The 5,474-nt window shown below is 51.5% G+C and carries 1 protein-coding gene, 2 tRNA genes and 3 rRNA genes; all 6 read right to left on the bottom strand.

All coding sequences use genetic code 11. The features are described from left to right. Positions 1-76 (bottom strand): 5S ribosomal RNA (gene rrf, locus KVG95_RS29565); the annotation flags it as partial. Between the two features lie 158 nt (positions 77-234). After that, a 23S ribosomal RNA gene (locus KVG95_RS29560) occupies positions 235-3,126 on the bottom strand. Positions 3,127-3,362: 236 nt separating this feature from the next. After that, a tRNA-Ala gene (locus KVG95_RS29555) sits at positions 3,363-3,438 on the bottom strand. A gap of 30 nt (positions 3,439-3,468) precedes the next feature. After that, positions 3,469-3,545 (bottom strand) — tRNA-Ile (locus KVG95_RS29550). 82 nt (positions 3,546-3,627) lie between these two features. Then, positions 3,628-5,166, bottom strand: a 16S ribosomal RNA gene (locus KVG95_RS29545). A gap of 51 nt (positions 5,167-5,217) precedes the next feature. Beyond that, a partial coding sequence (locus KVG95_RS29540; RefSeq protein ID WP_217858956.1) for a hypothetical protein occupies positions 5,218-5,474 on the bottom strand: 257 nt, incomplete at its 5' end.

The raw sequence follows: 5,474 nt of genomic DNA, 5'->3' as shown, positions 1-5,474 counted from the left end.
TACCATCGGCGATGCATCGTTTCACTGCTGAGTTCGGGATGGGATCAGGTGGTTCCAATGCTCTATGGTCGTCAAGAAATTCGGTAGCCAGCTCGTTTGCCTTGCGGCTCACGCTCCAGCGAATGGGTATGCGATAGTTTGGTGTTTTGTGAGTATCTCGAACTTTCGGTTCGTTTCGTCTTCACACACCGCAATCTGGTGCCTCTTCAGGTCAGCAAATTGCTTGGGTGTTATATGGTCAAGCCTCACGGGCAATTAGTATTGGTTAGCTCAACGCCTCACAGCGCTTACACACCCAACCTATCAACGTCGTAGTCTTCGACGGCCCTTCAGGGGACTCAAGGTCCCAGTGAGATCTCATCTTGAGGCTAGTTTCCCGCTTAGATGCTTTCAGCGGTTATCTATTCCGAACATAGCTACCCGGCAATGCCACTGGCGTGACAACCGGAACACCAGAGGTTCGTCCACTCCGGTCCTCTCGTACTAGGAGCAGCCCCTCTCAAATCTCAAACGTCCACGGCAGATAGGGACCGAACTGTCTCACGACGTTCTAAACCCAGCTCGCGTACCACTTTAAATGGCGAACAGCCATACCCTTGGGACCGGCTTCAGCCCCAGGATGTGATGAGCCGACATCGAGGTGCCAAACACCGCCGTCGATATGAACTCTTGGGCGGTATCAGCCTGTTATCCCCGGAGTACCTTTTATCCGTTGAGCGATGGCCCTTCCATACAGAACCACCGGATCACTAAGACCTACTTTCGTACCTGCTCGACGTGTCTGTCTCGCAGTCAAGCGCGCTTTTGCCTTTATACTCTACGACCGATTTCCGACCGGTCTGAGCGCACCTTCGTACTCCTCCGTTACTCTTTAGGAGGAGACCGCCCCAGTCAAACTACCCACCATACACTGTCCTCGATCCGGATAACGGACCTGAGTTAGAACCTCAAAGTTGCCAGGGTGGTATTTCAAGGTTGGCTCCACGCGAACTGGCGTCCACGCTTCAAAGCCTCCCACCTATCCTACACAAGCAAATTCAAAGTCCAGTGCAAAGCTATAGTAAAGGTTCACGGGGTCTTTCCGTCTAGCCGCGGATACACTGCATCTTCACAGCGATTTCAATTTCACTGAGTCTCGGGTGGAGACAGCGCCGCCATCGTTACGCCATTCGTGCAGGTCGGAACTTACCCGACAAGGAATTTCGCTACCTTAGGACCGTTATAGTTACGGCCGCCGTTTACCGGGGCTTCGATCAAGAGCTTCGCGTTAGCTAACCCCATCAATTAACCTTCCGGCACCGGGCAGGCGTCACACCCTATACGTCCACTTTCGTGTTTGCAGAGTGCTGTGTTTTTAATAAACAGTCGCAGCGGCCTGGTATCTTCGACCGGCGTGGGCTTACGCAGTAAATGCTTCACCCTCACCGGCGCACCTTCTCCCGAAGTTACGGTGCCATTTTGCCTAGTTCCTTCACCCGAGTTCTCTCAAGCGCCTTGGTATTCTCTACCCAACCACCTGTGTCGGTTTGGGGTACGGTTCCTGGTTACCTGAAGCTTAGAAGCTTTTCTTGGAAGCATGGCATCAACCACTTCGTGTTCTAAAAGAACACTCGTCATCAGCTCTCGGCCTTAAGATCCCGGATTTACCTAAGATCTCAGCCTACCACCTTAAACTTGGACAACCAACGCCAAGCTGGCCTAGCCTTCTCCGTCCCTCCATCGCAATAACCAGAAGTACAGGAATATTAACCTGTTTTCCATCGACTACGCTTTTCAGCCTCGCCTTAGGGACCGACTAACCCTGCGTCGATTAACGTTGCGCAGGAAACCTTGGTCTTTCGGCGTGGGTGTTTTTCACACCCATTGTCGTTACTCATGTCAGCATTCGCACTTCTGATACCTCCAGCAAGCTTCTCAACTCACCTTCACAGGCTTACAGAACGCTCCTCTACCGCATCACCTAAGTGATACCCGTAGCTTCGGTGTATGGTTTGAGCCCCGTTACATCTTCCGCGCAGGCCGACTCGACTAGTGAGCTATTACGCTTTCTTTAAAGGGTGGCTGCTTCTAAGCCAACCTCCTAGCTGTCTAAGCCTTCCCACATCGTTTCCCACTTAACCATAACTTTGGGACCTTAGCTGACGGTCTGGGTTGTTTCCCTTTTCACGACGGACGTTAGCACCCGCCGTGTGTCTCCCATGCTCGGCACTTGTAGGTATTCGGAGTTTGCATCGGTTTGGTAAGTCGGGATGACCCCCTAGCCGAAACAGTGCTCTACCCCCTACAGTGATACATGAGGCGCTACCTAAATAGCTTTCGAGGAGAACCAGCTATCTCCGAGCTTGATTAGCCTTTCACTCCGATCCACAGGTCATCCGCTAACTTTTCAACGGTAGTCGGTTCGGTCCTCCAGTTAGTGTTACCCAACCTTCAACCTGCCCATGGATAGATCGCCCGGTTTCGGGTCTATTCCCAGCGACTAGACGCCCTATTAAGACTCGCTTTCGCTACGCCTCCCCTATTCGGTTAAGCTCGCCACTGAAAATAAGTCGCTGACCCATTATACAAAAGGTACGCAGTCACCCAACAAAGTGGGCTCCCACTGCTTGTACGCATACGGTTTCAGGATCTATTTCACTCCCCTCTCCGGGGTTCTTTTCGCCTTTCCCTCACGGTACTAGTTCACTATCGGTCAGTCAGTAGTATTTAGCCTTGGAGGATGGTCCCCCCATATTCAGACAAAGTTTCTCGTGCTCCGTCCTACTCGATTTCATGACCAAGAGATTTTCGCGTACAGGGCTATCACCCACTATGGCCGCACTTTCCAGAGCGTTCCGCTAATCTCAAAGCCACTTAAGGGCTAGTCCCCGTTCGCTCGCCACTACTAAGGGAATCTCGGTTGATTTCTTTTCCTCAGGGTACTTAGATGTTTCAGTTCCCCTGGTTCGCTTCTTAAGCCTATGTATTCAGCTTAAGATACCTAACTTATGTTAGGTGGGTTCCCCCATTCAGACATCTCCGGATCAAAGTCTGTTTGCCGACTCCCCGAAGCTTTTCGCAGGCTACCACGTCTTTCATCGCCTCTGACTGCCAAGGCATCCACCGTATGCGCTTCTTCACTTGACCATATAACCCCAAGCAATCTGGTTATACTGTGAAGACGACATTCGCCGAAAATTCGCGATTAAACTCACAAATTTTACCTTAGCCTGATCCGTTACCAGTGAAAGTAACGTCCAGTCTATCTTTCTATCACATACCCAAATTTTTAAAGAACGATCTAATCAAAGACTAGAAATCAACATTCATCACCGTCTTGGTGGAATGCTCATTTCTAAGCTTTCAACAAACAGAAGCAGTAGTGGTGGAGCCAAACGGGATCGAACCGTTGACCTCCTGCGTGCAAGGCAGGCGCTCTCCCAGCTGAGCTATGGCCCCGTATTTCTACAGGCGTTTCCCACACAAAATTGGTGGGTCTGGGCAGATTCGAACTGCCGACCTCACCCTTATCAGGGGTGCGCTCTAACCAACTGAGCTACAGACCCAATTTCGGGCTGCTTCTTATCGTCTTCTTCAATGAATCAAGCAATTCGTGTGGGAACTTATGGAGCAGCTGATGTCGTCGATTAAGGAGGTGATCCAGCCGCAGGTTCCCCTACGGCTACCTTGTTACGACTTCACCCCAGTCATGAATCACACCGTGGTAACCGTCCTCCCGAAGGTTAGACTAGCTACTTCTGGTGCAACCCACTCCCATGGTGTGACGGGCGGTGTGTACAAGGCCCGGGAACGTATTCACCGCGACATTCTGATTCGCGATTACTAGCGATTCCGACTTCACGCAGTCGAGTTGCAGACTGCGATCCGGACTACGATCGGTTTTCTGGGATTAGCTCCACCTCGCGGCTTGGCAACCCTCTGTACCGACCATTGTAGCACGTGTGTAGCCCAGGCCGTAAGGGCCATGATGACTTGACGTCATCCCCACCTTCCTCCGGTTTGTCACCGGCAGTCTCCTTAGAGTGCCCACCATTACGTGCTGGTAACTAAGGACAAGGGTTGCGCTCGTTACGGGACTTAACCCAACATCTCACGACACGAGCTGACGACAGCCATGCAGCACCTGTCTCAATGTTCCCGAAGGCACCAATCCATCTCTGGAAAGTTCATTGGATGTCAAGGCCTGGTAAGGTTCTTCGCGTTGCTTCGAATTAAACCACATGCTCCACCGCTTGTGCGGGCCCCCGTCAATTCATTTGAGTTTTAACCTTGCGGCCGTACTCCCCAGGCGGTCAACTTAATGCGTTAGCTGCGCCACTAAGAGCTCAAGGCTCCCAACGGCTAGTTGACATCGTTTACGGCGTGGACTACCAGGGTATCTAATCCTGTTTGCTCCCCACGCTTTCGCACCTCAGTGTCAGTATCAGTCCAGGTGGTCGCCTTCGCCACTGGTGTTCCTTCCTATATCTACGCATTTCACCGCTACACAGGAAATTCCACCACCCTCTACCATACTCTAGCTCGTCAGTTTTGAATGCAGTTCCCAGGTTGAGCCCGGGGATTTCACATCCAACTTAACGAACCACCTACGCGCGCTTTACGCCCAGTAATTCCGATTAACGCTTGCACCCTCTGTATTACCGCGGCTGCTGGCACAGAGTTAGCCGGTGCTTATTCTGTCGGTAACGTCAAAACAATTACGTATTAGGTAACTGCCCTTCCTCCCAACTTAAAGTGCTTTACAATCCGAAGACCTTCTTCACACACGCGGCATGGCTGGATCAGGCTTTCGCCCATTGTCCAATATTCCCCACTGCTGCCTCCCGTAGGAGTCTGGACCGTGTCTCAGTTCCAGTGTGACTGATCATCCTCTCAGACCAGTTACGGATCGTCGCCTTGGTGAGCCATTACCTCACCAACTAGCTAATCCGACCTAGGCTCATCTGATAGCGCAAGGCCCGAAGGTCCCCTGCTTTCTCCCGTAGGACGTATGCGGTATTAGCGTCCGTTTCCGAGCGTTATCCCCCACTACCAGGCAGATTCCTAGGCATTACTCACCCGTCCGCCGCTCGCCACCAGGTACAAGTACCCGTGCTGCCGCTCGACTTGCATGTGTTAGGCCTGCCGCCAGCGTTCAATCTGAGCCATGATCAAACTCTTCAGTTCAAACATCTTTGGGTTTTTAAGAAACCCTAAACTTGGCTCAGCAATCGTTGGTTACATCTTTGATTTCTCGCGGAGTAACTTGTGATGCTGATAATCTTGTTGACTATCAGTCTGACTCCACAAGCACCCACACGAATTGCTTGATTCAGTTGTTAAAGAGCGGTTGGTTAAGATCTTTCGTCTCAACCGAGGCGCGCATTCTACAGCAGCCTCTGTTGCTGTCAAGCGGTTATTTTCAGAAGTTTTCAAAGTTTCCTTTGTAACTTCAACCACTTGCGCTTCCGATCTCTCGTTAGCGGGAGGCGAAT

The sequence above is a fragment of the Pseudomonas farris genome, assembly GCF_019145235.1.
Lineage (GTDB): Bacteria > Pseudomonadota > Gammaproteobacteria > Pseudomonadales > Pseudomonadaceae > Aquipseudomonas > Aquipseudomonas farris.
This window is presented reverse-complemented; position numbering and strand designations above follow the sequence as displayed.